Origin of the sequence: Propionispora vibrioides (genome assembly GCF_900110485.1) — a bacterium.
GTDB lineage: Bacteria > Bacillota > Negativicutes > Propionisporales > Propionisporaceae > Propionispora > Propionispora vibrioides.
The window spans coordinates 23,743-48,990 of record NZ_FODY01000008.1 but is presented as its reverse complement, the minus strand read 5'-3'; the positions used below and the strand labels follow the sequence as shown (position 1 = coordinate 48,990).

Below are 25,248 nucleotides of genomic sequence, written 5' to 3'. Positions count from 1 at the left end.
TGCTGTGAGAAGTATTACCCTTTTTGTTAGTAACGCTGTTGCCGGAAAGCTGTGTTTGGTGCAGGAGGAATAAGCGGTGTCCACAGTTCGTTAGCCGGGACGGACCGGTGGCTGAGAGGAGCAGACGGTGGAGGAGAAACGACTGGCAATCGGTACAGAGGACTCTCTGGCCAGCCGCAACGTTCGCATTATTATTATTCTGTTTGGTGTCTTTCTGCTTTCTTTTCTTTGGCTGGGGCTTTTTTATAAGATCGAAAATGAACGGCAGATTGCGCTGGCCGATGCCTTCAAGGATACGGCAAACTTTGCCCGGGCCTTTGAGGAGCATACCTTGCGGACCATCAAGAGTGTAGATCAGGCCGCGCTGTTTTTAAAACATGAATATGAAAAAGCGGGGAGCCGTATTGATATTCCCCAGTATATAAGGGAGGGGCGGTTTGCCAGCCAGCCGGTGGTGCTTTTAAGCGTAATCGATGAATACGGCAATCTGGCCGTCAGTAGCCAGGTGCCTTTTGTGCCGTCCAATCTGGCCGATCGCGAGCATTTCCTGGTGCACAAAGGCCGGGACAGCGGTGATCTGTTTATCAGCAAACCAGTGCTGGGGCGCTCTTCCGGCAAGTGGTCGATCCAGATGACGCGGCGGGTGAATAAGCCGGACGGTTCCTTTGGCGGAGTGGTGGTTGCTTCGGTCGATCCCTACTACTTTACCCAGTTTTACAAGCAGGTCAATCTGGGGAAAAATTCGACTATTGCGCTTGTCGGGCGGGATGGGATAGTCCGGGCCCGGGAGTCGGGAGTGACAGCGGAGCCCGGCCAGAACCTAAGCGGCGGTGCGCTGATGGCTCATATGGCAGAGCGTGAAGTTGGGCAGTATGTGATCACCAGCGATATTGACGGCACTAAACGGATACACAGCTACCAGGCGTTAAAGGAGTATCCCTTGGTGGTCTCGGTCGGCATCAGTGAACAGGATGCTTTCCAGGAAGTGAATGAGCGGGTTGCCGTTTACTACGGGGTGGCTGCGCTGATCTCGGTGGTAATTGTTATTTTTATTATGGTGCTGCTCTTTATTACGGCACGGCAAAAGCGAACGCAAACGGAGCTAAAGCAGGCTTATGATACGCTGGAAACCGAAGTGGAAGAGCGGACGCGGGAATTATTTGCCGCCAATCAGGAACTGGAAGCGATGAATGAGGAGTTTCAGCATACCAATCAGGAACTGAAAAACGAAATTGCCGATCGCCGGCGGATGGAAACCAGCCTGCGTGTGTCAAAGGAGGAATTGGTGCAAAGAAATAACGAGCTTGTTTCGGCTTTGCATATGCTGGAGCAGGCCCAGCGACAGCTTGTTCAGCAGGAAAAACTGGCCGGCATTGGACAGTTGGCGGCCGGGGTGGCTCATGAGATTAATAATCCACTGGGGTTTGTGACCAGCAATGTGGAATCACTGCAGGAGTACTTCTCCGTCTTCGACAGGGTGCTCAGCCGCTACCGTCAGTTGTGTCTGGCTTTAGAGCAGACAGAGACTGCTGCTGCCCAGACGAATATGGTGGCGGAGCTGGCTGACTACGAAAAAGAGCAGGACCTGGATTATATCCGGGAAGACCTGCCCGAATTGTTCCAGGACACGCTGGCCGGGCTGGAGCGGATGAGCAAGATTGTCCGGGGAATGCGTACTTTTTCCCGTGTGGACCAGCAGGCTGTCTTTGAGGACTATGATCTGCTGGAAGGATTGGAGAGTACACTGCTGGTGGCCCATAATGAGATTAAATATAATGCCGTGGTTGAGAAGATTCTGACGCCCATCCCGGTCATTAAGGCCGTTCGCGGCGAAATCAATCAGGTATTGCTTAATCTGATTGTCAATGCGGTGCATGCGATCAAAGACAAACACCGGACCGAAACGGGTGTCATTAGAGTATCTACCTGGTTTGATGCCGAATTCGTGTATTGCGCAGTCGAAGATAACGGAACAGGCATTACACCGGAGAATATGAAGAGCATATTTAACCCGTTTTTTACGACCAAGCCCGTGGGACAAGGTACCGGGATGGGACTGAGTATTTCTTATGATATCATTGTCAACCGGCACAAAGGCAATATCTGGGTCGAGAGTACGACAGGGGAAGGGGCTAAATTTATTTTTAAACTGCCGATACGGCACGACGGCGAAGCGGCTCTTCCTCCTGCGGCTGTCCGTTTGCCAGGTAGCGTAGAGCAGGGAGAATGACGATGGAAAAAAAGATTTTGTTTGTTGATGATGAACAGCCTATTCTTAACACCTTTCAGCGATTCTTCCGGGGCAGTGGTTTTACCGTATTTACGGCAGAAAGCGGACACCGGGCGCTGGAGATTCTTGCCCAGGAGAAAATTGATATTATCATTTCCGATATGCGAATGCCGCAGATGAGCGGACATCAACTGCTGCGACGGGTGAAGGAATTGTATCCGGCCACCATTCGCCTGATCCTCAGCGGCCATGCGGACGAGAAAGAAATAATCAAAGCGCTGCTCGACGGTTCCTGCAAAATGTATATATTAAAACCCTGGGACGGCAAGTCCTTGCAAAAAACGATTTTGCAGCTATTGGAGATCAAAGAGGTACTGCAGGCCCGAAAGCTGTTGACCATTATTAATCAAATTGACAGTTTGCACCTGCGGCCGCAGATTTTCAGCCGGCTGATGGAGCTGATTGACGCCAATGCCGATATGCAGCAAATTGCGGCAGTGGTTGAGGAAGAGCCGGCCCTTGCCGCCAAAGTATTACATATGGCTAATTCCGCTTTCTATGGCATGCGTACCGGGTCGATCAGTCAGGCCATTGTTTATCTGGGATTGACCACCGTTAAAAATATTGTTCTCCTGACCTGCCTCTGTGAGTCGGTGCCTGACCGCGGCTCCGGCCTGTTTAGCCGGGAGGCGCTGTGGCAGCACGCGATCAGAATGAACCGTCTGGTTAACCGGTTCCATTACCGGCTGACCGGCAAGAACATTCCGCCGGTTGCCGCCTCAGTCGGGTTGGTGATTAATATCGGCCTGACAGTTCTGGTAAAGCAAATGCCGGCGCAATATAAGCAAATTGCCGCTGTTCTGCGGGAGCAGCCCGGGGCGCAGTTGCTGGCTTTGGAGCGGGAAATCATTGGTGTGACTCATCCGGAGGTAGGCGGCTATCTGCTGGACTGGTGGGGTTTTCCCCAGCCGATTATTGAAGGCACCCTGTTTCATTATGATCCTTTTCACCATAACGTAACTGACCGGACGCTGGTAGCCATTGCCTGTCTGGCTCACTATTGTGCCTTGCAGGGAAAGGATAACTGGGAACAACTGCCTGTGGATGAGCGGGTACTTAGCTTTTTCAATATCACTAGAGAAGATTGTAAAAGAATGACCTTGGAAGATTGGGAATAAGCAAGGTATAAGCCGCCCGGACAGTGAATTTATGCCCTAATAAAGAAAGAAGCACCCTGTATGGGGTGCTTCTTTCTTTATTTACGGGACACTTCGGCTGTCAGGTCTTAATCAGACCCAGTTCCAGCCCTTTGGCGACCACCTTGGAACGGCTATTTACTTCCAGTTTGCCAAATAAATTATTCATATGACTTTTAACGGTGCCAACCGTGATATGCAGCTCCGCCGATATTTCGTCATTGGAGAATCCCTTGGCCAGCAAAGCGAGTACTTCTTTTTCTTTTACTGTCAGCGGAACGCATAATTCGTTATCGGTGCTTATAAGCGCGCACCTAGTTTGGGAATTTTCCGCATCTATTTTGGGAAAAAACCACTTTGCGAATCTGCTATGCAAAGTGGTTTTTTATTCATATTTTTTTCTTTCTTTAATGGCCCTTAAAAAGGATTTAAAGGGTCATTTATCGTCCGCAGCGGCCAAATACTCGGCCACCGGCGTTTGATACTCTTGCGGCAGGGTTTCGATCTTGCGCTGGGTGTTTTTGACCAGAAACGCGTAAACCTTAATCATATAGGCTTCCACCGTCAAGACGCAGCGCCTCCTTTCAGTGCTTCCACTTCGGCTGTAAGAGTTATCACCTGTTCATACAGGGCCGCAATGGCCTCGTATGCGTCGGTTAACTCTTGGCTAGGCTTCCCCTCGGCTGCTGCCGGGAATTGCTTTTCCTTGAACATTCCCATGTCTTAATCCCTCCTATATAAGTGGTTATTCATTCCAGATGCAGGCGAAGTTATCAAGGTAAACCGGATCGGCGGCCCAGTCATAGTCTGCCGTGATTACAGCCCCCTGGGGGGCCGTAACAAACAGAGTGTTGGTCTTATCCTTGTATGTCCAGTCCGCCTGCGCCAGCGGGCTGCCAGCAGCCTTTATGACCAGTGTTTCAATCTTTGCCTTATGGTCCAGTTCATAAGACTGCAGCGCGCCCGACCCGGTGCCGACCGCCTCGCCGGTGACGGTGCCTTTTTTCTGGATTAAATCAATTCTCATGGCCGAAACCGAACCTTTGGGGTCGGTTTCTTCTGTTGCCACATAATTGAATTGATCGTTCACCATTTCGGAGTTATGGGCGTCGGGATACTGGGCATCATAGGACATAGGCAAGAATTCTTCCGGCAGCCAGTTATAGTCATAATCAGCAGTCACAGAGACGCCAGCCGGGGCGGTGCAGGTCACTTTCCCGTCGGTGCTGCTGAAAGCAAACCCGGAAGACTGCTTTGTGCCATTAAAGTACAGCGCGAAGGTGTGGGCGGCTACATTCGCCGGATGTGTCAGTGTATAGGTATGCTGTGCGCCATCGCCTACACCCAGCACCTCCTGGCTGACAGAACAAGGCTTTGGCCGCAGGGAAATATAGGCTTTGATTTCAGTGTCCGGCACCACGGGCCTTTTAACCATCAGGTGGGCGCGCTGCATTTCCCGGATGAAGTTATACGTTTTGGTCACGCAGGTGCCGGTGCCTTCGGCAAATACGGCCACATTGTCGGTTCTGTGTTTGACGGATACGCTGGCCAGGGATGCCTGCGACACGTTAATGGTGGGAGCGGTTAAGGTGGCCTGTATTTTGATGGCTTTGGCTTCCGTCGCCGGAGTAGTCACATAATTTTCGACTGTCCGCCAGTCGCTCCAGCTATTGTCATTTCCCTGAATGGATGCCTTGACCTGGACGGTGCCACCGGCCACTTCCGTTTTTTCGACTTTGATGTCCAGAATATCGACCGCGCTGTCTACCGATGTAATTGTGATACTGTCGGACGTTATGACCTTTTCATACACCGTGCTGGCGGTCGTACCGCTGGCCGTGATTGACGTTACGCTGGGCGGCTCCGTGGCTGCGTCGGTCATTGTCAAAGCGACTGCAGCGTCATTTTTTGCACCGGCCAGCCATTGCAGATTGGCCACCGCAACAGCAAGCAGTTCCGCTTTTGTGTTGCCTTCCGTCAATAGGCTGGTGGCCGTTAATTCCTGGGTGGGAAGGTTTTCCCATGCCGACGATGTTGTGTTCCATCTTCTCCATGCTCCGGATGCCGCCTTGAATGCGTATTTTGTCGTTGTGTTGGCGGGTTCGGTGGACACGATCGCCAGGCCGGTAATGGTTGACATTTGGGAGCAGTCAATCTGGCTGATATTCGTCGTAAGTACCAGGGCTGTCTTTGCCATTGAATGGTCCTCCTTTTTTCTTTAGGGTTAATCTGGACAGGGTGGAAATTGTTGTGCGCCGGGCCTGGCAATGCTTCACGTATCCCAGGAAGGACATGACGCTTGCTTTCACCCGGTCCAGTGAAGCCATGCCTTTGCTGTACAGCTTGCTTAAATGCTGGAAACGCTTTTTCGCTGCCTTGATGTTTCTTTTGCGCGGCAGCTTATGAGTGGTGAAAGTCCGATAACCGGCAAAATCGACGCCGCGAGAGGCCGGGTAAATCTTTGTTTTAGGGTTTAGTTTCAGTTTCAAGTGGCATTCTAGCATCCACTTAATATCAGCCAGCGCGTTCCAAAGATATTCTTTCGACGGTCCCAGCAGCACGAAGTCATCCATGTACCGGACGTAATACTTTACCTGCATGCATTCTTTAATAAAGTGGTCCAGGGCATTCAGGTATATGTTGGCCGCTATCTGGCTAGTCAAGGCCCCGATCGGAAGCCCCTTGCCGGTGTCGTCGTTAAATCCGGCAATGATTTGACGCCACAACCATAAAACATCTTTATCCCGGATGGTTCTTTGAATTTGTTCCATCAGTACGTCGTGGTCCATGCTGGGGTAATATTTTGATATGTCGCATTGCAGCACGTAAACCGTGCCCCACGACGCCCCGGCCCGGCGCAGGAATTCCTGTACGCGGCAGACCGCTTTGTGGGTGCCTTTGCCGTTAATAGTCGCATAACTGTCAAAGATATATTTCTTTTCAAATAGCGGCCTTGTTACGTTGGCCAGGGCGTGGTGTACGACCCGGTCAATGAAGGCCGGGGCATGGATGACCCGCCTTTTAACCTCGGTCGTGCATAGAAATTCCCAGTAAGGGCCGGGCTGCCAGGTTTTCGTCTTTAATTCCTGGCGCAGATTTAACAGTGTTTCTTCATGCTTTTGATGGAACCGCAAAACGTCCCCGCGATAACGCCTTCCGCGCCTGGCTTCGCAATACGCCAGATAAAGATTTTCAAAACTGGTTATTCGTTCATAAAGCTGCGAGTAGGTTTTAGGCATTTTCCATCTTCTTCCTGGATTCAGAGAATTCAGGACCGCTTTAGGCTTTGGCTTACTTGTGGCCCTGTTTTGTTGATGTTTTCCCTTGCAGGGAAGGACAAGACTCCCAAATTACTGGCGCTGGATGGGTTCCCGTAAGATGCCCAACTTCTGGCCAAAAATGTAAATTGCGAGGCGACCGCCTATGTTGACGTTGGAGTACGACGCGGGATTGTTGAGGTTCAAGCAGAACAGCCCGTCGTAGGCCCCGTTATCCCAGTTGCCACCGTTATAAAGTCTTGCCCTAGAAACAACTTTACTTCGTGGCCTTTATCCAGCCGCCAACAATTTTGCCGATTTCATTGACGTGTCCGATCCAAACTTCGTAACGGTGGATATTGATGTACCCTAGTGCGTGGCTTTTCCGGATCAAGGCCCGCAGGTATTCGACCTCTATGTCCATGTCCTGCAGGCTTGTCTTTTTGTGAAACCGTTTTGCGCATCGGATCGTCTGATGAATTAGCTCGGCCAGCGTTTGACGGATTTGCGTGGCCAGTACATACTTTTCATGCTTCGGATACTGTTGGAGGACGATGTGACTATATTGGTCAAGTTCCTCCAAGCGAGTTAACAATTTCAATTCTTCCATTGCCATTCAATCCACCAATTTTCAAAGTGCGTTCCGTGCTATCGCCCGGAAATACAGGTATCAGTTTACAGAATTCAGACTACACCTTTGCGAGGCGACCGCCTAAGGTGACGTTGGAGTACGACGCGGGACCGTTGAGGTTCAAGCAGAACAGCCCGTCGTAGGCCCCGTAACCCCAGTAGCCACCGTGATAGCAAACAAAGTCACTGACGGCATACCAGTAATAGTCACCAAAGGTTCCATTGCTTGCCGTCTGGTCAATGCTTTTCGGCACAAATATGTCGTTGAAGTCAAACCCGCTGCCCGACGTGTCCATCATTTCTTTGGGGTAGCCATGCGCCGCCGAAAGAGCAGCCACGCCCGTGTTTATATAGGTGCCATTGCCCAGGCGGTCAAGGATTTGAATGGTTGTGCCGCTGCCTTTGAGGCCGTCCACCATGTGCCAGACATTGCCCCAAAGCTCGGAGATACCGCGCCATTTCGCATTGGTGGACCCGGTGGCCACGGCGGCGGAACTGTTGCTGTTGCCGCTGCCAATCTTGGCCTGCACATCCGGCGATCCCAGTTCAATCAGGCAAAGCATTTGTGTGGCGGCCAATTCGTAGATATTCCACAGGTGCCAGCCGGTTTGCCCGCTGACGTTTCTGGCGGTGCAGCGGTTCTGCATCGTCGGGAAGTCGATGGAAACCAGCGGGGATTTGCCGGATACGGACGCGGCCTTGCTGCTGGCTCCAGCGTCAACAGAGCATTCATACGCGCCGACCCAAAAGCCGGGAATTTCCGCACCGTCTTTCATAAAGGCGGGGTGTATGCGATATCCGGCGATCGGGCGGTCAACAACCCACCAGCACTTCTTCCCGGCCTGCTGGCTGCCGACTGGTGCCACGCCTGTTTTGTAATAGAATTTGGGGATGAACACCATTTCCTGCCCGTCGATGGTTTCGGTCTTTATTCCGGCCCAGGGATAGGTTTTATCAAAGAACGCTTTATCTAATGCCATTATTTATTGTCGCCTCCCGCATTAACTTGCTGCCAAGTACCAGCGCCGCCGCCCGTGGCAACCAGCGCAATGCCAATAGATTCACTGCCCAAAATCAATTTGCCGTTTTCAAACACCGCGCCGGTGACGGTGAAGTCGCTTTGTGAAGTATAGGCCACGGCGGCGCTAACCGGCTGGGCCGTCGTGGAACCTTTCCAGGTTTCGCCCGGTGTCCACATGTCCGTTTTGATATTGCCGCCGCCCCATGCCTTTCCGTCGTATATCGCCACGGAAGAACGGTACAATTTGGCGCGGCCCGATACATACTGATTCACGACAGGAGTTTCCAGAATCACCCGGTGCGTGTCGCCAGCCACATGCAGCGACTTGGTTTTAACTGTTTCCTGGTTCTCGCCGTCAGTCAGCATGTAATACGCACCAATCACAATGCCGGTGCTGTCCACCAGGTCGATGGAATCATCGCCGGAAACCACGGAAATGACTTGCGCTTCCATCATGTCCACCTGGTCAGGATTGTCGAAGTTTTCCACCACCAGGGCGTCGGCATCCGGATACATCATGTTTGCATCCAGGGCCAGGGCCAGGTCGCCGACGACGCGTTCCAGGTGGTCCGTCCGGCGCTCAACCTTGCTGACATCCAAGGATGCCAGCTGCCGGATGATATCGTCAAATTGTTCGGTGCCCGGAATAGCAGCTGCCAATTGGTCGCAAAGCTGTTTCAGATACACGGTTCGGTTCGCCAGTTCCTTGCCCTGGGTGTTCATAACGCCGTTGATGCCGCCTTCGGCCAGGTCCGTGACCTCCAGCTGGTAGATGCCGGGTTCCCATTTCGCTTCTTCCGGCAGGTTGTTTCTCTGTTGCTCGGCCATTTTTAAACCTCCTTAAAAATGAATTTCCCAGTAGCCTTCAATCTCGATGTCAGGTTCTTTTTCAATCGTGCCGCTGCGGACACGCCGGGAAAACATTGTGCCATCGGCGCAGAACAGACCGAATTCCCGAATGGCCGTTCCATTGCCCACGTCGGTGCCGATGAAAAAATCGAAGTGAGCTGTTTTTCCATCGACGGTGACAGCTGTCACCGGCACCAGCGTCCGGTTAGCCAGGTTAATGTCGCCTGGGTCGGCCTGCGCCGTTCCGGAACCGATGCCAATGTGGGTGACGTGCTGGCCCGCCTTGGTGCCGCCAAGTAGTTCCGCCATGCGAATGCGCCCGGCGTCGACTATCAGGTTGTGGTCCCGCCAGCGTTCAATGACGCGGCCTTGCTTTCGCACGCATATGGCCAGCACTCCTTTACAATTTTTCAATTCGTCTTGCAATTTCAAGTCGTGTTCCCCCTCCATATAGAAGTTTATCGCCGTTTAGAATCCAGGTTCCGTCCAGCCGGACCGTCACGCCGCCATCCAGCGGCCAGGTGCCGTCTAAACGCTTTGCGTGGATGATCTGCAGCGCGCCGTCAAATTCATGCGGCAGCAAGTTGTCGCCCAGGGCGATCGCTCCGTTCAGGAGATATTCACCGTTCAAAGCTGGCTTGCCGGTCGCTTCTTCCGTGAATGAAACCTTCCGGTGAAGGACCATTCCTTGATCTGTGACGTTCATTTCTTCCTGGAAAACAGGGTGCCTGTCAGCTGCGGGGCTGAATTTTTCGACGCGCTGCAGGCGCAGCTTGCCGTCAATGCTATCGGCGTATTGAGTAATTCCCAGCCGGATGCCGCCGCCGTCAAGACCGGCGCGCCCGTCCAGCGGAAACGACCCGTTCAAAAGGTTTTTATCTCCACCGTCCAGGTTCCATTTGCCGTCTAACCGGCGATACCGGCGGATAACCAAATCCCCGCTGGCGTCGATCGGCGCGGGATTGTCACCCAGGACGTGCTGCCCGTCCAGCGTCCAGCGCCCGTCCAGAAGGCGCTTGGCTTCCGGTTTTTCATGAAAGCTGGAAGTCCGGATCAGGAGCGGGCCAAGCACGTCCGCTTTGGAGTTAAGCCGCACGCCTGGCGGCACCGGCAAGCGGTGGTCCAGGTGTCTGGCGGCATCCAGCGGCCAGGTTCCGTCCAGTTTGGAAACGTCATGCAGGGACCAGCTGCCGTCCAGCCGCAGCCCTGGCCAGGGGTAATAATCTTTTAGTAAAAGGGCCATCTGCGCCGTGAAGTCTTCGTCCATGGCCGCCACATCGTCCAGGCCCGAAAATACCGTGTAGCGTATGGCATATCCAAGGTGCGCCGGTTTGGCCGCTTCCAGCGCCTGGCGCATTTCCACGCCCCAAAGCAAGTCACCCAGGGGAATGTCAATCCGGAAAGTGTAGGTCTGCGGTATTTCAATAATCTTGGCCGTTTGTCCAAGTACGAACTGGTTCACGATAGCCTGTATTTGCGCGGGCGTCATGATGGCCGGGCGCAGCAATTTGGCTTTGACAAGCGCGCGCCGCAGCGCAATGTCCGCATTTTCCGGTGGCGTCACAGCCAGTTCTTTTTCCCAGCGTTCGATCGCCCAGTCAGCCGTGTCGGCATAAAACTGTTTTAGAATCTCTTCAAGGGCCGTTCTTGCGTCGTCTATCTCGATACCCTGGGAATCCTGCACGGACTGCATGATCCGGCTGTTTCCGTAGTACCAGGATAGATATGCAAACATTGCCTTGCCGCGAACGCTATACATGGATTTCCACGGCTCCGACGACCGCGACCTGATTGTTTGCTACCGGAATATTCCCGGTTCCGCCGTTGATGGTTAAATCAATATAGTCCACGACGCCGGTCTGTTCAATCAGCAGCGACCCTATGCGGGCGTATCGGATGACATCCGCCTGAAAGGCCATGGTCGCCAGGTATTCCGTCAGGTCAGCCGTAAAGTTTTCGTTGATTTCCGCCAGTGATATGTTGGCGGAAGCGTCCATCAGCACCGTGGCGTCAATTTGGATCGGCAGCGATTCGGCTGCGTCAACCGCCACAGTCGCGCCGATCGGCGCTTTGCGTTCGCCCCCATTGGTAGGGGCGATGTATTCCTGGACTGCGGCCACCAGAGCAGCGTCCGGCGGCAGTTTGTTGGGGCCAAGAACGATAAGTTTTACCGTGCCAGGACCGTTCCAAAGGGGGATGACATGCACATCCGTGACCCCTGGGACTTCCTTGGCCCATTGTTTATAATCGTCAATGTTCCCGCTGGTGCCGGGATGGCGGACCTTTTCCAAATATCTGGCCCGCAAGATTTCAGGGTCTTCAACGTCAAGGCCGCCTGTCGTCGGCTCCGGGTTGGTAACAGCCTGTACGTTGCGCCGGTCGGCCAGCATCAGCACAATGCGCCCGGCAGGGATGTTCCCCTGCGCTCCGGCCTCCACCGCCTCGATAGCGGCTTCGCCGTGCCCGGTTTCGTCCAGCGTTATGTTTTGCGTAGTTACGAACTGGAGAGAGGAAGAATCTTCGGTTTCCGCGCCCTCCGTGGAAAGCAGCAAGCCTTCCGGCACCGTGCTGCCTGGCGTCCCGGTGAATAAAACTTTTCCCGTGGCCTTTACGGCGGGCCGGATGATGACGCCATGTTCCGCAGCCCGCATGGTCAAATAGTCGTCGGCGGATGTTTGCGCAAAACCCATGTTCAGAACGTACTGGGCCAGGAGAGACACGAAAACCAGTTCCATGGCCACCGGCGCAAGGCCGTCCCACACATAGCTTCCTTCGGTTTTGTCAATGTCGTCGTCCACGCGGTCCAGCATTCTTTGCCGGATTGCTTCTTCGGTATTTTGCGTACTGTCCAAATACACGGGAATTTCCATCTATAACACCACCTTTCCGCCTATATTCCTTGATTCTCCCCGGACGTTCACGATCCGGCAGACGAAAATCACGCCGTCCTCTATCCATTCAAACTGAAAATTGTCCACGTTCGCCGTGCGGCTATCGGCCAGCAAGCATTCCTTGGCCATGCGCCGAATCTCGCTTTCCGCCGCTTCGTGCGAATAACTTTTGCCTATCAAGGTTTCAAACTCGCTGCCGTAGTTGTCGCTATAAATCAGGTGCTTATATCGCGGGGTAGCCAGGGCCTTGACGCACCATTCAACCCATGAATTCGTTTCGTCCAGCTTGTACTGCCGACCAGTAGGGGAGAGGACGAATTCCTCTTGCGTATAATCCAGTTCCACGTTGCGGCCAAATACGATTTCCTGGGTTGTGGTTTCCTGGGTTTGCGGGTCAGGCAGTGCGGTGGCCGGAAATAAGTTTGCCATATGTCTTTACCCCCTCGGCACCACCCGCGCCACGATGACAAAATCTTGCCCGCCGTTGACCGGCACGGCCAGCACCCTGTCGCCCGGATGTAATGGGAGCAGCTGCGGCGGTGTGATAACCTGGTGGCTATGCGTGCCGCCGATCGGGTCGGCGTGGTGCCCGTCAACCTCGGTCTGTGTCATATACGGTTCGGCCAGCGTCAGGTGGTGGCTTAATAAATAGTCGTCTATCACATATTTGAATCTATCCAGTTTCAGCCCCATATTGTCGGTCATCGTCCCCAGTTCCGCCGTGACCCAGTTGCCGTCAATCGCCGCCTGGGCGCGTTCTTTCATTTGGTTATGCAGCATTCCAAAAAGTTCACTAAAGGGATCGTCTGGCATAATACCGCCTCCGGATATGTTCGCGCGTGGCCAGCCGCATCGACATGCTGCCCGGCGTGCCCAGGTCGTGCTTTACGCTGATGGCCAGCAATTCCGGCCAGCCTTCCAGGTGGACACGGTCCCCGGCGCGAATGGTGTTGATGTCTATTCCCGTTACGCTCACCGTTTCCTGGACGCCCGCCAGCATGTTGTTAGCGACTTTCAAGGCCGTTGCCGTATCGGTGGTTTTGTGTTCTGAAAGCACTTGCTGCAGTGTCCCCAGTTCCGTCTGCCCGGTCACAGTGCCCACGACCGGGCTTCTTTTTCCTTTGGAAGCGTTGCCCATTATCTTCACCTTTGTGACCGCGCCGTCCAGCGTCTGGCGCTGTGTGACGTGTTTCAGGTTTGATTGAAGTTCAAACACCCAAACCGGGTCATTGCTTCCCAGTTCCACCAGTTCAAGGCCACCGGGCTTGAATTTATAGGTCGGAGTTGTTGTGATGGTGCCCGGCATCATGCGCAGCCGGTACAGTTTGCCGCTTTTTTCAGCCGTTTCCTGCAGCGCCTCCCAAATAATTGACCAGAGGTTTTTGGGGCGGTGCATGGCCTTGGCCAAGGGCTGGCCGGTTTCCGGCAGGTTGTAAATCGGAATATTCCATTCGGCGGCAATCTGCTTGATTCGATGGGTCGCCGTGGTGCCTTCCGCAAAGTAGTATTCATCCTCGGAATTCGCCATGTAAATGCTGTTGTCGTACATGGTGATATTCCAGCGCCGCCGCCGCTGGTTGTCGATTTCCACATCCCAAACCGGGCCAGCGTTGAAAACCTGCTTGATTTGTGTGTCGCCAAACGGCACGCCGATGATTTCCATGGTATGCCCCGGCTGGATGACCGGCAGCCCGGTGAATTGGTCGCCAGGCACTGCCAGGTCCATCGTGGCCCGGCAGGCGATTTCGTCCAGCCGGTCTTCCAGCGTGAGTTTTTCGATCGTTTCCCGCAAAAAGTGCTTTCCCTGCAAAACAACGTCATAGCTAATCATTCCAGGCGTAATCATCAAAGCACCAAATCAATCGCTTTTTTCGTCAGGTTTCCCTGCAGCTTTGCTTTATTCATGTTGTAAACCTTATTCCAGTCCTGGCCGTTGCCATAATGCTGCTTTGCAATTTTGTACAGGAATTCTTGCACCGTGTCGCCGGATTTAATCTTTTGCTGCACTATTTTGGGTTTGGGTTTTGGGTTGGGGCGGTTGTTTCTGGCGTACTGCTCGGCCTCGGTTCTGACTTTTATTTCGCGCCACTCGCGGCAGGAAAGGGAATAATAGATGTCGCCAGGTTCGCCGCCCCGGTCCTCGGTTTCCAGGTTGGAGATAAGCACCAGCATATTGATGTTCAAGGATGTTCCTGTAATCATCAGGCGCACGGGCCTGTCGGGGACATAGTCCGTATTTTGGGCGGCGCACCAGCCGTCAAGGGTCATGTACGCGGTGGCCGGGTCGGGAATATCAGCATACCGGCAATAGGTCGGGGTGTATTCGATAGGGAAAAAGCTGCTGAATGATATCTCCTGCAGTTTCTTGCCGGTTGTGAAGTCCACTTCGCCTAAATTCAGGATGTTGACCGTTTCCGTCTGGCGCTCCCATTTGATGGTGATTTTCGGCGGCAGCACTGGTATTTGCAGGCTTTCCTGGGTTTGCGGGTCAGTGAAATAAATTTGCGTTTGATTTTCGTAAACAGGCTGTGACGCAATGCCCAGCGCCTGTTTGGCCAGGTCTCCGGCAACCTGTTTAAACAGATTGCCTTGCATAGATTTTCCCGTTATTAAACGGTCGGTAAGGGAGCTTTTGAAGTCATCCACAGTAAACATGTCGCACCCCCTAACTGGCGGTATTTTCCGCTTTTTGTTTGGCTGCAGCCAGGATCATGCGCCCGATTTTCAAGGCCATGGCCTCTTCGTCAGCTTCATTGATGATATTTACATTTTCCACCGTCACGTCGCCGGTCGTTGCCTGCGGCGCTGGCGGGAAACCGTAAGGGGCCGCCGTGGCCGTTCCGTTCATTCCGCCGATGGCATCCTGGGCGATGACCAGGGCGTCCATTAGGCCGCCGGTCATGCCGCCGGTCGCGTATTGAGTAATGCCCAGGGCTTCGCCGGTCTGCATCCAAAGTTCCAATGCCCTGGCGCGGCGGCTGGGGTTCAGCGGAATGACCGCTTCCGCGCCTTCCTCCGCGAACAGCGCGACGTGCGGAGTGCTAAAGATGCCGCCATCGGCGTGCCCCGGCATGGCTGCCGACTGTCCGGCAGAAAATCCGGAAGTCATGCGGTTCCAAAGATTGCCTGCCTTTGCCGACACATTGCTGATAGCCTGGTCAAAATACCCGCCAATAGCGGATGGTATATTCGAAAACCAGTTAACCACGGAATTGTAGGTATTTGACGCCCAGGTGTCCACGGTCTGGTAAAGCCCTTGCCAGGCTGTTTCCGCCCTGCCGGGCAGGGAAGAGAACCAGGCCGCCGTGTCGTTGACGGTTTGGGCCGCCCAGGTGGAAGCGTCGCTGTAGGTTTGCGTCCACCAGGCCGCCAGCCTGCCGGGCAAGGCGCTGACATAGGCGTCTGCATCATCCACCAGCTGCCCGAAGTAGGCAGCGCCCCTGCCAGGAAGTTCTGACAGCCAGGTAAGGGAGTAACCGACCGAATAACCAATGCGCTCCGGTAAGGTGTCGAACCAAGCGCTGACTGCTGCGGACATTTCGTCTTTCGCGGCCACAATTTTGTTTTTCACCGGCGTGAAGTCCAGCTGTGACGCCAAACCTCCCACATATTCGCCGATCTTGCCACCGGCGAAGAATCCGGCGACGCTGCCGCCGATACCGCCCAGTATGCCACCCGCCGCCGTGCCGATGCCCGGCGCAATCAAGGTGCCAAGGGCAGCGCCTCCGGCAGCGCCCGCTTTTCCGCCCGCGAAAGCCCCAGCCCAGCGTCCGGCCATTCCGCCAGCCGCCTGGACCTTGTTGTCCGACTGGGCAACCCCCAGCGCATCCAGGGCCATGCCAAGCGGCACGGCGGCCTTGGTAAGGAAGCCGCCCAGGGGCGTTTTTGCCAGGCGCATTGCGCCTCCCAGCAGGTTCCATCCCTGTGCGGACGCCCGGCCTAAAAGTCCGGGGCTGGCTGCTTCGGCAGCACCGCCGAAGATCCCGGAAGTACGATAACCCGCATAGGCCCGGTCAATGCCGGTCAATTGCTTGCCGGTGGACCAAACGTCCTTCATCCTGGACCAGAGACCGCCGCTGGTCGTAGTGGCCGCCGCTTCACCGGCTGCCGTTCCACGTCCCAGCATGCCCTTGGCCAGTCCATAGCCGCCTTTGATAAGCGACCCAGCGCCCAGGAAATTGGCACCCAGGGCCAGGCCGACCGCGCCCGTAATATTGCCGCTTAAAAGCGAATTCAAAGAACCTTTCATCATGCCGCCCAGGGCGGCCATCCAGGAGCGCATGCCGATTTCCGCCAGCTTGGTCATTACCTTGCCCAGCTGTTCACCGCCTGGGCCGCTTGACCACGTATCTACGGCGGCGATCATGCGGTCCAGGACATAGACAATTTTGTCGCCCCAGTCCATGGCCTGGAATTTTTCATCACTGGCCAGTTCATCCAGGAAGCCGCCGATCTGGCCCGCCACTTCCTCGGCGCGGGACACAAGGGCGTCCGTCGCGCTGTCGATCGAATCGCCGATACCGTTGGCAATTCTGGTGACAAGCGGGAGAAACGGGGTCATGACGCGAATTTGCGCGGTCTCAAACGACCCGGCCAGCTGCTCAATGGCACCTTTGGCATTATTCATTTTCTCCCGCGCTACGTCTAGCGCCGTCACTTTCAGCATTTCATCGGTGAACTTTCTAACGCCGTCCGCGCCTTCTTTATACAGGATGTTCGCGGCCCGGATGGCATCAGAACCAAACATGGTCTGCATGGACAGCAGCCGTTCTTCGTCGGTCATGCCCGCCATGGACTTTTGCAATAGCTCGGAGATTTCCGACAGTGACTTCAAATGCCCTTCCTGATTGAAAAAGGCGCTTGTCCCTTGTTCTGTCATCAGGCCCAGGCGTTCAAATTCCGTTATCGCCTTTTTCGTGTCAGGAATGAGGTTCATTAACATGGTTTTCAACGATGTGCCCGCGTCAGAACCTTTCAGGCCGTTGTTAGCGAAGAGGCCCAGGGCCACGTTGACATCTTGGAAGCTCATGCCGACGCCGCTGGCGACCGCCGACACGGCAGCCAGCGAGAATTTCAGTTCGGACACGCCCGTGGCGCTGGCGTTGGCTGTACCGGCCAGAATATTGGCCGCCTGGGCCGCGCTCAAGTTGTCGGATTTATAGGCATTCATGGCTGTAGACATGATTTCCGCCGCTTCCGCCAAGTCTAGCGCGCCCGCTGTAGCCAGATTTAAAGCCGCTTCTGCGCCGCCGTTTTCCACCTGTCCGACGCTTAAACCCGCCTTTAAAAGCTCTTCAAAACCCTGCGCCGCCTCTAATGCACTGTATTTGGTGTCAGCGCCCAGTTTTAGGGAAAGCGCCCGTAGGCGCTCCATTTCTTCGCTGGTTGCGCCGGTCAGCGCCTTGATACTAGACAGTTGGGCTTCAAAATCCATGGCCTTATCGGCGCTGTTTAGCATCAGGCCGCCAGCGCCCACCGTCGCGGCTCCCATACCCAACATTCCCAGCGGGCTGCTTAAAGCGCTGCCGATTTTATTGGTTATCCGGGAAACTTCATCTTTGGCCCGCAGCGTGACCGTCCAGGCTGTTGTTGTCAGACTGCGCAGGGATGAGGCGACCGTTTTCAGCCTAGTGGTCAGCCGGTCCCGGCCTTCCAATACCGGGGCAATCTTTTGCCTGTCCAGCATTTGGGCGGCGCGGGCGGTGTTTTTCAGCCTCTGTTCAAACCGTTCCGCCGTCCCAGTGACTTTTTCCATGGCGCTTTGCATGCGGTCCTGGAGGTCAACTAGAATACTCAGCCGGTAAAAACGTCCTTCAGCAGCCATTCTTAGTTTTCAACTCCTCCAGTCGTTTTTGTTCGTCCTCAATTTCAATTTCAAGGCTGGCGGCCATGAAAAGTTGTTGACCACGCGGCAGTTGCCAAAACACACCGGGGAGAACATGATGGCGAACGAACAAGCCATGGATTGTCCACGCCAGGCCGCCGCCCCGGATTAGTTTTTTATTTCTTCCAGTTCCGTGTTAAATTCAGAGATTTCCAGCACCAGGTCGCTTAATTGCGCAACCTCTCCGCCAAGCAAAAGGCGTTTGACCACTTCTTCCGGGCCGGAAGCACGGAACTTACTTAAAAGTTTGGCGTCTCCCCAGTTTGGTTTAACGGTGGCTGCAGCAATCAGGCCGCAGTTAAAGGCTTCATCATCCAGTTCCCTGGAACGGCCACGCTTGGTCTTGACCGTAATCATGCTGCGTTCACGGATGTTATAAATCTGTTTGCCGGTCAGGGCTTTGAGCGTGACCGGAATACCCAGCCGTTTCAGGGATACCGTGCGTTCAGGCACGCTGTCCACTTCCAGCAATTTTTGTAATATCTCTTCGTCGGTCAGTTCAAGCAGGGAGTTTTCCTCGTTTACCTTTTCTTCGTTTGCCATTGTCTATGCCTCCAGTCGTTATTGGTTACTCTTCAATCGGGTCTAAGAGTTCAAAGCCTTCAAAAGTGAAGGGCCATTCTTCGCTAACTTCTTTCCCGGCTTCCCAGTCGGCCAGATTAATCGAGTCAAACATGACATTCATTAGCCGAATACGTTCCATTCCCAGCGCTTCGGGGTCGTCCAGCTTATAAATCAGTTCCGTTCGTACCGACTTGTTGCGGTTGTTGGCCACCGGCGCATTGAATTGAATTAGTTCACTGGTTACTTTGTAGCCGGATATGCTGCCGGTCCCTTTGAGGGAAAGAACTTTATGCCGCACCCAGCGGTCGCCGGACAGCTTCAGTTCAGCCTTTTGTATATCCACTTTCGCACTGGCTTTATTAAAATTGGTCATCCAGGAACCTTCATGATAGATGGAACCATAGTGGCCGTTGATGACATTCGCGCTATCAAATCCCGCCATCTATTACACCCCCTTATTGCACCAGGAAGGTGCCGAATATTTGCTCGATGACGTCCGTTAAACGGGCCGTCCAATTCATGAATACCTGGTCCGGTTCCGGCGTAATGGTGGCGCTGGCGCCGTAATAGGCCGGATTCAGATACACGTCCCAGCCGGTCGCCTCAATGACGCCGCCCTGGGTAAGTACTTCCATGTATTGTTTGCAGGCGGCAATGAGCGCTAGGCGGCCTTCCTCGGTGTTGTTGATTTTACCGATATAATTGTCCTCGGCAGCCGTTTGCAGGTCGCTGTTGATCGCGTCTTGAACACGAATGGCCCTGATTTTCTTAAAGGAATTATTTTGTCCCTGCCGCAGGGTAATGAGGGAGTTAATGCCGCGTAAGGGTTTCACAATTCTGCCGTCATGGAAGAAGATAAACACGCCGTTTCTGACCGCATCTTCCATTTCGGTTCGCGTCCAGCGCCGGGTTACATCGTCAAACGGCGATGCTGCATAAGTGGTCGACTCGGACAATTTTTGCCCGGCAATCAACCCGGCCACGTAGGGAGCAACTTGGGCGCTGGAATAGGTTACGCCGTCCAGTACCGTGCCGGTGCCTACGTTGACAATGCCTTCGTGGTTAAAGCCTGCTGTTCTGGCAATGGCTTTTTGTACCGCGTCGGCTGCTACATCGTCGGCTGCCGGTCCGCCCATGACTGTAATCATGACTTTGCCCTGGTTGCGCATGCGCACCGTCCAAGAAGTTACACTGGTTTGAATGGCCGGGTCCGTAATCCCGTCCAGGCTCATGATGTTAAAGGTTTGCGTTTCAAAGGCATTCATGGCTTTGGTATAGTCGGCTGCCGTAATTCCGGCAATGCCGCTATTGCCCCCAGTCAATGCCTGGCTGGATACGGCGGCCAGCGTGCCGCTGTCGTCGATCTTTTCCGCGACAATCCATACATTGGCCGCATCATTGTTAATTGTGGTGATCGCGTCCGCTATCTGTCCGGCGGGAAAGGTGAAGGTTCTTAACAAAGTGGCATCTTCGTACAGTTTCAGGTCTTGTTTGGTATTGTCCGTAATGTTGGCCTGCACTGTTACCCGGAAGGCGTTACCGCGTGCGCCGGGGTATTTTGCCGTCAGCTTAACTGCGTCAGCCGGTGTGGTGCTGGTATCTTTGAGAATGAGGGAGGCCGGTTTGGCATTGGTATCCGCCAGACGGTAAGCCAGAATTTTGTTTGCGCCGCCGAGTAATGTCATGCGTACGGTATTGTATACGGTTGAACCGTCTTTATCTTCGGCTGCGGCATACTTGTTCAACAAGTCGTTTTCACTGGTGATGGTTTCAAAGCTGCCGACCGGCCCCCAGTGCGCCTTGACCGGCAAAATGACGGTGCCGCGCGCGCCGGTTTGAATGGCAGCCAGCGCTGCCGCCTGAAAGTTGAGAAATAAACCAGGCAGTACCGGCAATTCAGTAACGGACCATGTTCCTCCAGGCATTATTTCACCTTCTTTTCTAAGAATGTATCAATCAATTTTTTCATTTCCGAAACACTGAATGTTTGTTTCCGGTTGTTGTACAATGCCCCGTCAATGACTTCGGGCTGTACACCAAACAACAGCGGGGCATTCGCTTTCAGTTCAGCCATCGCATACTCTTGTTCCGGTGTGGTCTTTGAAGCCGTTTCTTTACTTGCCATACTGTCATACCTCCTGTAAGTTTCCGGCGATGGAGAAGCCGCCAATCTTCGGAACGTCTTCCGTCGGTCGCGCCGTATTGCGGATGAGCGTCACGGATACCTGGCCGCTGGTCACCGGGCTATTTCTGATATTGACTTCCGGCTTGTGAACCGTCATAAAGCGTTTTTGTTCGGCATTTAAAGGCAGTTTAAAGTCCTTTTGCAAGCCTTCCGCAATGGCCAGGGCGGCCCAGGCGGCCATGTCATTCCTAGCGAAAATATGGCCGGTCAGTTTCTTACGGACGGTATACGCGGATAGGCTTTTTTCCTCCACGTCCACGCTGGAGACTTGCCAGTAAAGGGTCATGTCCGGCCTGCCCATGGGATAGAATTCATATATGCGCCAGGGCGCAGGCAGCAGGGCTTTCGTCCATACACAAAGCGCCTGTACCCAGGGGTCGGCCAGAGCCGGGTCAGCGGGCCGGTAAATGCCGCCGAGTGCTTCTATAACAAATTCATAACCGCTGCCGGTTTTCAGAATGCTTTTGTCAGCGATGCATTCCGCTGTTAAAACGTTTAGTTCGATGGGGAAGCCCTGCGGGTCGGGAATAAATGGAACGGCGGCCAGTGCCTGCAAAAAATGGCTTTTTAGTTCGTGGGCCTCCGGCTCGGTACGGGCTACAAGTCGGATGCCCACTTTCAGCCGCAGTTCGTATTCCCGGAGGTAAAAACCGTCGTCCCTGGCCGTAATGGTATCGCCGTCCCGGCTGACCCGTTCCGGGTCTACCTCATAAATCCAGGCATATTTTACGCCCTTGAATTTTCCTTCATCTTCGGCATCCGTATATACAGGGGCGACGTTCATGGCTGTCAGCGTTTGTTTCAATATGGGCTTAACCGCTGTTATCATGGCAATCTCCCTTCTAAATGGTCAACAATGGTGCCGTCGATTTCTTCCATGTCATCATCACTAATGCCTAAAAACGGTCGTTTGGGAATGACGACTTTTTTCTTTTTTACCCAGCCGCCGTTAATTTGGAAACGAAGGTACTTGGCTGTTTTCCGCTTGATTTCCATGCCGTCTTGATGGACATGGGCGTGCTTGATATTGGTGCCCATTTCGACATTCTCAGAACTGGCCTGGTAGCTGAAAGAGTTTTTCAGGTGGCCTTTGTCAGATAAGGTTTGCCCGCCGCTGGACGCGGCCCGGATGGATTTGGGCCAGTCTGTTCCATCCGGGGCATTTTCATCCTCAAAACGCTGCTTGGTTGAGGACACCAGGACTTCGCCTATTTTTTTATTCAGACCCTCCGGGTCTATATCGGAAAGCGCCGCCAGGTCTTTTTTCAATTCGGCAAAATCATCGCTCAAGGTCAGGCCCACTAAAAGCCCTCCATGCTGGTCCGTGAAAAACGCCGGGGCGGCGAAATGATGGTGGCCTGCTGCGGCTGGGGGGTTGGCGCACCGGCGACTGCCGGGCCGATGGTGACAATGCCTTTTGCCAGGTTTTCCAGTATTTTTACTGCGTCGCGGTAGCGCTTCACTAAAATAGCGTCCGCGCTTTCTTCATCAAAGCCGCGCCTGGACATGAGATGGTATAAAGCAATATCCACCGCCAGTTTCCGTACCAGGCCGGGCACCACCTGGAAAGGAACCGGGTACTGCGCCCGGCAATAGGAGTCAATCTCCGTTTGTGCATCCATGATCTTTTCATCCACGATAGACTGGTCAATTTCTCCGCTTCCTGCGTCATCAGTGCAGCGGTTGAGAAATTCATCTGACGACTGTTTTCTTAGGTCGTCAATCGTGCAGTACATCAGGCATCACCTGCAGGCGCTTCATCCTTGGCCGGGGTTTCCTCTTTATGAGCCGCCTCCGCTTTGGCTGCTTTGTCTTTTTTGGCATCTTTCGGTTTTTCCGTTTTGGCTTCTTCCGGCGGCGGGGCTTCAGCCGCCTTGACGCCTTCTGGTTTATCCGCCACATGGTGGACAATCAGCATAGGTTCCTTCTCCAGGGCCGTCAACTGTTCCGGCGTAAAGCGGTCGTCCGCGTACAGGGTGGGCGTGCTGGGGTGTTCAATCCCAGCACGGCGGAAGCCGTCGCGTTTGCTTGCAATCAAAATTGCCATAGAAATATATCCTCCTTGTTTTGTGCCATTAGGCGTTTTCGCCGGTGCTGCCAAAGGCAAGCTGCCACAAGCCAAAACCTGCATTGTCCCGGCAGTCCGCGCCATATAAAAACTTTTTCTGCATGAACACATTCATGTCGCTAACCGAGTCCATGGAAACAAATTCCGGTTTCTTACGCTGTTGAAAGATAAGGGGCTTTATGGCCCGGCTGGTGTCAAGCAAAAACCATGCCTTGGGATTTTTGGCCAGCCAGGGAACCGTTAATAATTCCGCCGTGTTTCTCAGGGTGTTTGTAGTGCCGCTAATCTGTTCGGCAAGTAAAATGCCTCTGCCGGTCTCGTCAAGCTGGGGCGGAACCACCAGTAAATTAGGAGAAATACCCAGCGGCGCTCCGTTAGCATCGGTCAAACTCATCATTTGCGCGCGGGCGGCGGAATAGGACGCGGGGGACAGCGCCAGCGTACCCATGTTGGACTGAATAGGGCCGTCCCCATCGCGGTGATCGGTGTCGAAGAAATACTGGCCGTCATAGCAGAGTTCAACAAAGCCCCTGCCCAGAAGGCCGAATATGATCTCATCCGGGTGTGTGGCGGCGCTGCGCCCTAATTCCCTAATCATGGGCATATAGACGCCATAAGTGTCGTCCTCGACATCGTCTCTGTCGACTTCGACGGTATCCTCCCAGGATTTATTTTTGATGGTGTATCCATGGGCAGCCAGGCTGTTAATGACCCGGTCCCCAATCCATTCCCGCATGCGGGGAAAGGACCCTAGCCAGCCGTATTCCTCGCTTTTGGTCTTAGAGGGAACGACGGTGGCAATTCTTTCATATTGCGGCTTGGTTCCGGCAAAAACCTCATTGAAAATGACTTTATAGCCTCTATAAATGGTTTGCAGGGCTTGTGAATTGACAATCATATTTGTACCGCCTTTCGTATTGTAATCAGAGAACTTCGACCCAGACGCCGTCCGGCTCAATAGCCAGGACCTTCCCGGCAGCGCTTCGCTGACCTGCGTCATTGGTGCCCGCCACCGTTTGATCGTCCACAATATAGCAGGTGGATAACAAGGCAGTCACCGGGTCCACTTCCGTATTGGCAAATTTGAAAACCCCGCGCCGTACTTTTATGGTTTCCTCCCCGGCGTTACCTGAGTTTACGCGGTATTCTTCCGCCCGGCCAGCCGCTTTCACATTGGCGGCAGTGGAACCGGGGGCCGCAAATCCGTCGGCATTAATGACCACCAAGGAACCGGCATAAATGGTAGTGGCCGCGGCCATCGGCAGCACTAAGATTTTCCCTTCGCGTTCCGGTGTGTTGCGGTCACGTGTTAGAGCAGCCATTATTCTTCACCTCCGAATTTTTTAAAAGCTTCCTCGGTTATGCCCAGCGCTTTATTGACGGAGAGCTGCAGCTCATCCACCTGCTGTTTGCGTTGGGTTTCGCCGCCCGCAATTTCCGGACCGACCGGCACCACAGGCGGGGCATCTTTCAGAAACGCCTTAAATCCTTCCGGGTCTTTCAGAGCATATTGCTCGGCCCAGGCTTTTTGCGCCGGGGCGACTTTGCCGGATTTCATGGCCATACCCACCAGGTCGTCGCGGTCTTTGGCCGCCAGTTTGTCCTGCAGGGCCTTAAACTCTTGGGCGCTCACATAGCCGGACGGATTTTTCAAGGCGATAATCCGGCCTTTCACATCGGCCAGGCTGACCGTTTCCGGCAGGTCCAACAGGGAAAGCACTTCTTTGTTGGCCACGAGTTGGCCGCTTTGTTCCACTTTGCTTTTTAGCTCTTGAATGGCTGCCTTGATTTCCTCTTCGGTAGCGGTTTCCGGCAGACCTAAAAGTCCTGCCAGCATTTTCAGTAATTCATCCATACTGTTTGCCTCCGTTTCTTTATTTGCAATCGGCTCCATGCCGTCGATTGCGGGGGTATTTGTCAGGCCGCACGAATGTAGGATAGCGGCTCGGCCATCGGATTTTCGCGCAAAAATGACAGGGGACAAGTAGCGATATTCCTTGTTTTGTATAAACTCCTGCGCTTTTGGCGTCCATTCGACTTCCCCCCACAGCCCGTCTTTGCCCCGGTTTTCCAGCTTTTTAATCCAGGCGGCTGCCGGTGCAATGACATCCTTTAAGGTCTGGTGTTCGTAGTCAATCACCGTGTCATTTTTCTTGGCGGCAAACGTCCGCATAATCATATTCATGGCGGTATCGTCCACCAGGAATTTTCCTTTGTCGGTTTCAACCCAGCCGTAAGGAAGAAGTTGGATGGTATTGCCCACAGGCTGTCCGCTTCCGGAAGAGAGAGCGAAAAAAGCCAGAATTTTATTGCTTTCAGGGTCGCTTTTCATGATATGGACATTCATAGACATTCACCTCCTAACTAAACCCCTTTTAAATTCCTTTAAATGCCCTTTAATTTCGTTTAAAAAATATCGCCGGTATATTTGGTTAGGTGGTGTATTTTTTAAGCGATTTTGGGGCAAAATAGT

The 25,248-nt window shown here is 53.8% G+C and carries 29 protein-coding genes; 2 read left to right on the top strand and 27 right to left on the bottom strand.

Going from position 1 to position 25,248, the window contains the following annotated elements:
• The first annotated feature begins 127 nt into the window (after positions 1 to 127).
• Positions 128 to 2,230, top strand: coding sequence for an ATP-binding protein (locus BMW43_RS08470; RefSeq protein WP_091745723.1), 2,103 nt, complete (start codon positions 128 to 130; stop codon positions 2,228 to 2,230).
• Positions 2,231 to 2,232: 2 nt separating this feature from the next.
• Positions 2,233 to 3,408, top strand: coding sequence for an HDOD domain-containing protein (locus tag BMW43_RS08465; protein WP_177173515.1), 1,176 nt, complete (start codon positions 2,233 to 2,235; stop codon positions 3,406 to 3,408).
• A 100-nt stretch (positions 3,409 to 3,508) separates the two neighbouring features.
• Here the strand turns inward: BMW43_RS08465 and BMW43_RS21710 are convergent, their stop codons facing one another.
• From BMW43_RS21710 to BMW43_RS08340, 27 genes are all read right to left on the bottom strand, one after another.
• The gene (locus BMW43_RS21710; RefSeq protein ID WP_091745719.1) at positions 3,509 to 3,802 is read right to left on the bottom strand and encodes a response regulator transcription factor; all 294 of its coding nucleotides are present in this window, start codon (positions 3,800 to 3,802) and stop codon (positions 3,509 to 3,511) included.
• Positions 3,803 to 3,862: 60 nt separating this feature from the next.
• Positions 3,863 to 3,988 (bottom strand): CD1375 family protein, encoded by a 126-nt coding sequence (locus BMW43_RS21705; RefSeq protein ID WP_281246121.1) that lies wholly within the window; start codon positions 3,986 to 3,988, stop codon positions 3,863 to 3,865.
• A gap of 2 nt (positions 3,989 to 3,990) precedes the next feature.
• On the bottom strand, positions 3,991 to 4,146 hold the full coding sequence (locus tag BMW43_RS21075; RefSeq protein WP_177173513.1) for a hypothetical protein: 156 nt from the start codon (positions 4,144 to 4,146) through the stop codon (positions 3,991 to 3,993).
• Positions 4,147 to 4,171: 25 nt separating this feature from the next.
• The gene (locus BMW43_RS08455; RefSeq protein WP_091745717.1) at positions 4,172 to 5,623 is read right to left on the bottom strand and encodes a hypothetical protein; all 1,452 of its coding nucleotides are present in this window, start codon (positions 5,621 to 5,623) and stop codon (positions 4,172 to 4,174) included.
• Positions 5,577 to 6,665 carry an RNA-directed DNA polymerase gene (locus BMW43_RS08450; protein ID WP_091745715.1) on the bottom strand — a complete coding sequence of 363 codons (1,089 nt, stop codon included), beginning with the start codon at positions 6,663 to 6,665 and terminating at the stop codon, positions 5,577 to 5,579. The genes BMW43_RS08455 and BMW43_RS08450 overlap by 47 nt, the downstream gene beginning before the upstream one ends.
• Positions 6,666 to 6,960: 295 nt before the next feature.
• Positions 6,961 to 7,299, bottom strand: a complete 339-nt coding sequence (gene avd / locus BMW43_RS08445) for a diversity-generating retroelement protein Avd (protein ID WP_143050592.1) — start codon at positions 7,297 to 7,299, stop codon at positions 6,961 to 6,963.
• Positions 7,300 to 7,372: 73 nt separating this feature from the next.
• Positions 7,373 to 8,293, bottom strand: coding sequence for a hypothetical protein (locus tag BMW43_RS08440; protein WP_091745713.1), 921 nt, complete (start codon positions 8,291 to 8,293; stop codon positions 7,373 to 7,375).
• Positions 8,293 to 9,162: a hypothetical protein gene (locus BMW43_RS08435; RefSeq protein WP_091745711.1), complete on the bottom strand. Its 870-nt coding sequence runs from the start codon at positions 9,160 to 9,162 to the stop codon at positions 8,293 to 8,295. Before BMW43_RS08435 ends, BMW43_RS08440 begins: the two co-directional genes overlap by 1 nt.
• A gap of 12 nt (positions 9,163 to 9,174) precedes the next feature.
• Entirely contained in the window at positions 9,175 to 9,615 is a 441-nt protein-coding gene (locus tag BMW43_RS08430; protein WP_091745708.1) for a hypothetical protein, read from the bottom strand.
• Positions 9,584 to 10,942, bottom strand: a complete 1,359-nt coding sequence (locus tag BMW43_RS08425) for a putative phage tail protein (protein WP_091745706.1) — start codon at positions 10,940 to 10,942, stop codon at positions 9,584 to 9,586. The genes BMW43_RS08430 and BMW43_RS08425 overlap by 32 nt, the downstream gene beginning before the upstream one ends.
• On the bottom strand, positions 10,935 to 12,053 hold the full coding sequence (locus BMW43_RS08420) for a baseplate J/gp47 family protein (protein ID WP_091745704.1): 1,119 nt from the start codon (positions 12,051 to 12,053) through the stop codon (positions 10,935 to 10,937). Before BMW43_RS08420 ends, BMW43_RS08425 begins: the two co-directional genes overlap by 8 nt.
• On the bottom strand, positions 12,054 to 12,503 hold the full coding sequence (locus tag BMW43_RS08415; protein WP_091745702.1) for a DUF2634 domain-containing protein: 450 nt from the start codon (positions 12,501 to 12,503) through the stop codon (positions 12,054 to 12,056).
• 6 nt (positions 12,504 to 12,509) lie between these two features.
• The gene (locus BMW43_RS08410) at positions 12,510 to 12,887 is read right to left on the bottom strand and encodes a hypothetical protein (protein ID WP_091745700.1); all 378 of its coding nucleotides are present in this window, start codon (positions 12,885 to 12,887) and stop codon (positions 12,510 to 12,512) included.
• Positions 12,868 to 13,905 carry an XkdQ/YqbQ family protein gene (locus BMW43_RS08405; protein ID WP_143050591.1) on the bottom strand — a complete coding sequence of 346 codons (1,038 nt, stop codon included), beginning with the start codon at positions 13,903 to 13,905 and terminating at the stop codon, positions 12,868 to 12,870. The genes BMW43_RS08410 and BMW43_RS08405 overlap by 20 nt, the downstream gene beginning before the upstream one ends.
• 14 nt (positions 13,906 to 13,919) lie before the next feature.
• Positions 13,920 to 14,729, bottom strand: a complete 810-nt coding sequence (locus BMW43_RS08400; protein ID WP_218140633.1) for a LysM peptidoglycan-binding domain-containing protein — start codon at positions 14,727 to 14,729, stop codon at positions 13,920 to 13,922.
• A gap of 10 nt (positions 14,730 to 14,739) precedes the next feature.
• Positions 14,740 to 17,898 carry a phage tail tape measure protein gene (locus tag BMW43_RS08395; RefSeq protein ID WP_091745696.1) on the bottom strand — a complete coding sequence of 1,053 codons (3,159 nt, stop codon included), beginning with the start codon at positions 17,896 to 17,898 and terminating at the stop codon, positions 14,740 to 14,742.
• 168 nt (positions 17,899 to 18,066) lie between these two features.
• Positions 18,067 to 18,501, bottom strand: a complete 435-nt coding sequence (locus BMW43_RS08390; protein ID WP_091745694.1) for a phage tail assembly chaperone — start codon at positions 18,499 to 18,501, stop codon at positions 18,067 to 18,069.
• Positions 18,502 to 18,526: 25 nt separating this feature from the next.
• Entirely contained in the window at positions 18,527 to 18,964 is a 438-nt protein-coding gene (locus BMW43_RS08385) for a phage tail tube protein (RefSeq protein WP_091745691.1), read from the bottom strand.
• Between the two features lie 13 nt (positions 18,965 to 18,977).
• Complete coding sequence (locus BMW43_RS08380) at positions 18,978 to 20,447, bottom strand: phage tail sheath subtilisin-like domain-containing protein (protein WP_091745689.1); 1,470 nt, start codon at positions 20,445 to 20,447, stop codon at positions 18,978 to 18,980.
• Positions 20,447 to 20,647, bottom strand: a complete 201-nt coding sequence (locus BMW43_RS08375; protein ID WP_091745687.1) for a YqzN/YkzM domain-containing protein — start codon at positions 20,645 to 20,647, stop codon at positions 20,447 to 20,449. Before BMW43_RS08375 ends, BMW43_RS08380 begins: the two co-directional genes overlap by 1 nt.
• Positions 20,648 to 20,651: 4 nt before the next feature.
• Entirely contained in the window at positions 20,652 to 21,536 is an 885-nt protein-coding gene (locus BMW43_RS08370) for a hypothetical protein (RefSeq protein WP_091745686.1), read from the bottom strand.
• Entirely contained in the window at positions 21,533 to 22,009 is a 477-nt protein-coding gene (locus tag BMW43_RS08365) for a phage virion morphogenesis protein (RefSeq protein ID WP_091745684.1), read from the bottom strand. Before BMW43_RS08365 ends, BMW43_RS08370 begins: the two co-directional genes overlap by 4 nt.
• Positions 22,009 to 22,443, bottom strand: coding sequence for a gp436 family protein (locus tag BMW43_RS08360; protein ID WP_091745682.1), 435 nt, complete (start codon positions 22,441 to 22,443; stop codon positions 22,009 to 22,011). Before BMW43_RS08360 ends, BMW43_RS08365 begins: the two co-directional genes overlap by 1 nt.
• Entirely contained in the window at positions 22,443 to 22,754 is a 312-nt protein-coding gene (locus BMW43_RS08355; protein WP_091745680.1) for an HI1506-related protein, read from the bottom strand. Before BMW43_RS08355 ends, BMW43_RS08360 begins: the two co-directional genes overlap by 1 nt.
• Positions 22,755 to 22,782: 28 nt before the next feature.
• Positions 22,783 to 23,673 carry a Mu-like prophage major head subunit gpT family protein gene (locus tag BMW43_RS08350; RefSeq protein ID WP_091745678.1) on the bottom strand — a complete coding sequence of 297 codons (891 nt, stop codon included), beginning with the start codon at positions 23,671 to 23,673 and terminating at the stop codon, positions 22,783 to 22,785.
• Between the two features lie 25 nt (positions 23,674 to 23,698).
• Positions 23,699 to 24,097: a hypothetical protein gene (locus BMW43_RS08345; protein WP_091745676.1), complete on the bottom strand. Its 399-nt coding sequence runs from the start codon at positions 24,095 to 24,097 to the stop codon at positions 23,699 to 23,701.
• Complete coding sequence (locus tag BMW43_RS08340; RefSeq protein WP_218140632.1) at positions 24,097 to 25,122, bottom strand: phage protease; 1,026 nt, start codon at positions 25,120 to 25,122, stop codon at positions 24,097 to 24,099. The genes BMW43_RS08345 and BMW43_RS08340 overlap by 1 nt, the downstream gene beginning before the upstream one ends.
• Positions 25,123 to 25,248: the final 126 nt, after the last annotated feature.

Coding starts and splice junctions, on each gene's coding strand:
- BMW43_RS08380 (WP_091745689.1), bottom strand. CDS start 20,447: ATGCCTGGAGGAACATGGTCCGTTACTGAATTGCCGGTACTGCCTGGT.
- BMW43_RS08345 (WP_091745676.1), bottom strand. CDS start 24,097: ATGGCTGCTCTAACACGTGACCGCAACACACCGGAACGCGAAGGGAAA.
- BMW43_RS08370 (WP_091745686.1), bottom strand. CDS start 21,536: ATGATAACAGCGGTTAAGCCCATATTGAAACAAACGCTGACAGCCATG.
- BMW43_RS08390 (WP_091745694.1), bottom strand. CDS start 18,501: ATGGCAAACGAAGAAAAGGTAAACGAGGAAAACTCCCTGCTTGAACTG.
- BMW43_RS08425 (WP_091745706.1), bottom strand. CDS start 10,942: ATGTATAGCGTTCGCGGCAAGGCAATGTTTGCATATCTATCCTGGTAC.
- BMW43_RS21075 (WP_177173513.1), bottom strand. CDS start 4,146: ATGGGAATGTTCAAGGAAAAGCAATTCCCGGCAGCAGCCGAGGGGAAG.
- BMW43_RS08440 (WP_091745713.1), bottom strand. CDS start 8,293: ATGGCATTAGATAAAGCGTTCTTTGATAAAACCTATCCCTGGGCCGGA.
- BMW43_RS08420 (WP_091745704.1), bottom strand. CDS start 12,053: ATGGAAATTCCCGTGTATTTGGACAGTACGCAAAATACCGAAGAAGCA.
- BMW43_RS08455 (WP_091745717.1), bottom strand. CDS start 5,623: ATGGCAAAGACAGCCCTGGTACTTACGACGAATATCAGCCAGATTGAC.
- BMW43_RS08400 (WP_218140633.1), bottom strand. CDS start 14,729: ATGTTTACTGTGGATGACTTCAAAAGCTCCCTTACCGACCGTTTAATA.
- BMW43_RS08405 (WP_143050591.1), bottom strand. CDS start 13,905: ATGATTAGCTATGACGTTGTTTTGCAGGGAAAGCACTTTTTGCGGGAA.
- avd (WP_143050592.1), bottom strand. CDS start 7,299: ATGGCAATGGAAGAATTGAAATTGTTAACTCGCTTGGAGGAACTTGAC.
- BMW43_RS08450 (WP_091745715.1), bottom strand. CDS start 6,665: ATGCCTAAAACCTACTCGCAGCTTTATGAACGAATAACCAGTTTTGAA.
- BMW43_RS08415 (WP_091745702.1), bottom strand. CDS start 12,503: ATGGCAAACTTATTTCCGGCCACCGCACTGCCTGACCCGCAAACCCAG.
- BMW43_RS08350 (WP_091745678.1), bottom strand. CDS start 23,673: ATGATTGTCAATTCACAAGCCCTGCAAACCATTTATAGAGGCTATAAA.
- BMW43_RS08385 (WP_091745691.1), bottom strand. CDS start 18,964: ATGGCGGGATTTGATAGCGCGAATGTCATCAACGGCCACTATGGTTCC.
- BMW43_RS08360 (WP_091745682.1), bottom strand. CDS start 22,443: ATGTACTGCACGATTGACGACCTAAGAAAACAGTCGTCAGATGAATTT.
- BMW43_RS08340 (WP_218140632.1), bottom strand. CDS start 25,122: ATGAATGTCCATATCATGAAAAGCGACCCTGAAAGCAATAAAATTCTG.
- BMW43_RS08465 (WP_177173515.1), top strand. CDS start 2,233: ATGGAAAAAAAGATTTTGTTTGTTGATGATGAACAGCCTATTCTTAAC.
- BMW43_RS08375 (WP_091745687.1), bottom strand. CDS start 20,647: ATGGCAAGTAAAGAAACGGCTTCAAAGACCACACCGGAACAAGAGTAT.
- BMW43_RS08435 (WP_091745711.1), bottom strand. CDS start 9,162: ATGGCCGAGCAACAGAGAAACAACCTGCCGGAAGAAGCGAAATGGGAA.
- BMW43_RS08410 (WP_091745700.1), bottom strand. CDS start 12,887: ATGCCAGACGATCCCTTTAGTGAACTTTTTGGAATGCTGCATAACCAA.
- BMW43_RS08395 (WP_091745696.1), bottom strand. CDS start 17,898: ATGGCTGCTGAAGGACGTTTTTACCGGCTGAGTATTCTAGTTGACCTC.
- BMW43_RS08355 (WP_091745680.1), bottom strand. CDS start 22,754: ATGGCAATTTTGATTGCAAGCAAACGCGACGGCTTCCGCCGTGCTGGG.